This window comes from Paracoccus sp. DMF (genome assembly GCF_004407025.1).
GTDB classification, from domain to species: Bacteria; Pseudomonadota; Alphaproteobacteria; order Rhodobacterales; family Rhodobacteraceae; genus Paracoccus; species Paracoccus aminovorans_B.
This window is the reverse complement of record NZ_SOKV02000134.1, coordinates 1-1,378: the sequence shown is the minus strand read 5'-3', so window position 1 is coordinate 1,378 and position 1,378 is coordinate 1. Positions and strand designations below refer to the sequence as shown.

2 protein-coding genes and 1 pseudogene are annotated in these 1,378 nt (G+C 68.7%); 2 read left to right on the top strand and 1 reads right to left on the bottom strand.

Annotated features, from left to right (window positions below; genetic code table 11):
• Together E3D03_RS20745 and E3D03_RS20740 are read left to right on the top strand one after the other, a co-directional pair.
• Positions 1-256 (top strand): annotated as a pseudogene (locus E3D03_RS20745) (peptidase M15); the annotation flags it as partial.
• Entirely contained in the window at positions 253-510 is a 258-nt protein-coding gene (locus tag E3D03_RS20740; protein ID WP_036709847.1) for a hypothetical protein, read from the top strand. The pseudogene E3D03_RS20745 and the gene E3D03_RS20740, both read left to right, overlap by 4 nt.
• A 218-nt stretch (positions 511-728) precedes the next feature.
• Here E3D03_RS20740 and E3D03_RS20730 read toward each other — a convergent pair.
• Positions 729-1,378: FAD-dependent oxidoreductase (locus E3D03_RS20730; protein ID WP_263568524.1), on the bottom strand; the 650-nt coding region annotated here is incomplete at its 5' end.

Here is a 1,378-nt window from a genome sequence, read left to right as displayed (position 1 = left end):
AACGGAGACGCCGCCCGCGCGCGAGGCGCTGGCCGACAGCCGCACGATGAAAGGTGGTGGTGCGGCCGGAGTGGCGACGCTGGGCGCGGCGGGTGTCGAGATCGCGCAGAGCGTCCTGGCCGAGACGCAATCCGCCATCCTGCCTCTCGTGCCGTATCTCGACACGCTGCGCTGGGTGTTCATCGCCGTTGCGCTCGGCGGGATCGGCGTCACGATCTACGCCCGCCTCGACGACTGGAAGCGGGGGCGGCGGTGATCGCCGCGCTCATCACCGGGATCGCCGCCGGCCCGTGGATGCGAGCGGCGCTGCGCTACGGCGCCATCGCGCTCACAGTGCTCCTGTTCCTGCTTGCGCTTCGGCGGTCCGGCGAGCGAGCGGGACGCCTCGCCGAACGTCTCGAAACTTCGGAGAAGATCAATGACGTCCAACGCCGGATGCTGGAAGCGGCATCTCGCCGCCCTCGCGATCGCGACGAGCTTGCTGAGCGGCTGCGCGACGGTCGGTTCTGAGCCGGGCGGGCTTGCGGTGTGCCCTCCCGTCGTCGAGTACAGCCGCGAGCGCCAGGCGCGGGCGGCTGACGAGCTTATGCTGCTACCGGCGCCCTCGGCCGTCGCCGAGATGATGAGCGACTATGCGGTGATGCGTGAGCAGGCGAGAGCCTGCGGATGTCGTTGAGCACCAGCGGCGCATCACATAGGAGAACGGCAGTTCGCCAGCGCAAGCGCGGTCAGCACGCCAGGGTTGCGTCGGCAAGAGCATCCTTGATCCGGGGAACCAGCTCTCGCGCCGTGCGCCCTGCACCGATCAGCGTTGCAGACGCGGCACCCGTCCAGTTTCCGTAGCCCGCCAGCCACAGCCGTGGCTCCTCGACCGCACGCTGGTCGAGGACCTCGATACGCCCATCAGGTTCGACGACGCCGAGCGGCCGAAGGTGCTCGGTTGCAGCACGGAAGCCTGTGCACCACAGGACCGCGTCGATCTGCGTCACGGTCCCGTCCCGCCAGACCACGCCGGTCGCGGTGAAGCGCTCGAAGGGACGGACGGAAGTGAGCACGCCCCGATCTCTCGCCTCCTTCACAGGCGGGACCATGACGATGTCGCCCAGCGTGGTGGTCGCGGCCTGATCGACGTCTCCGAGCACGCGCGCGCTGGCACGCTCGAAGAGGACCCGGCCGTCGACGTCGTCAGGCAGAAAGACCGGCTCCTTCAGCGTAACCCAGATGGTCTCGGCGACCTCGCTCACTTCGGCGAGAATCTGGGCCCCGGAATTGCCACCGCCGACGATCAGCACCCGCTTTCCGGCGAAGGGCTGCGGGTTTCGGTAGTGCGCCGAATGAAGCTGAATGAACCGCGCCGGGTTTGCCGGAGGCTCCAACT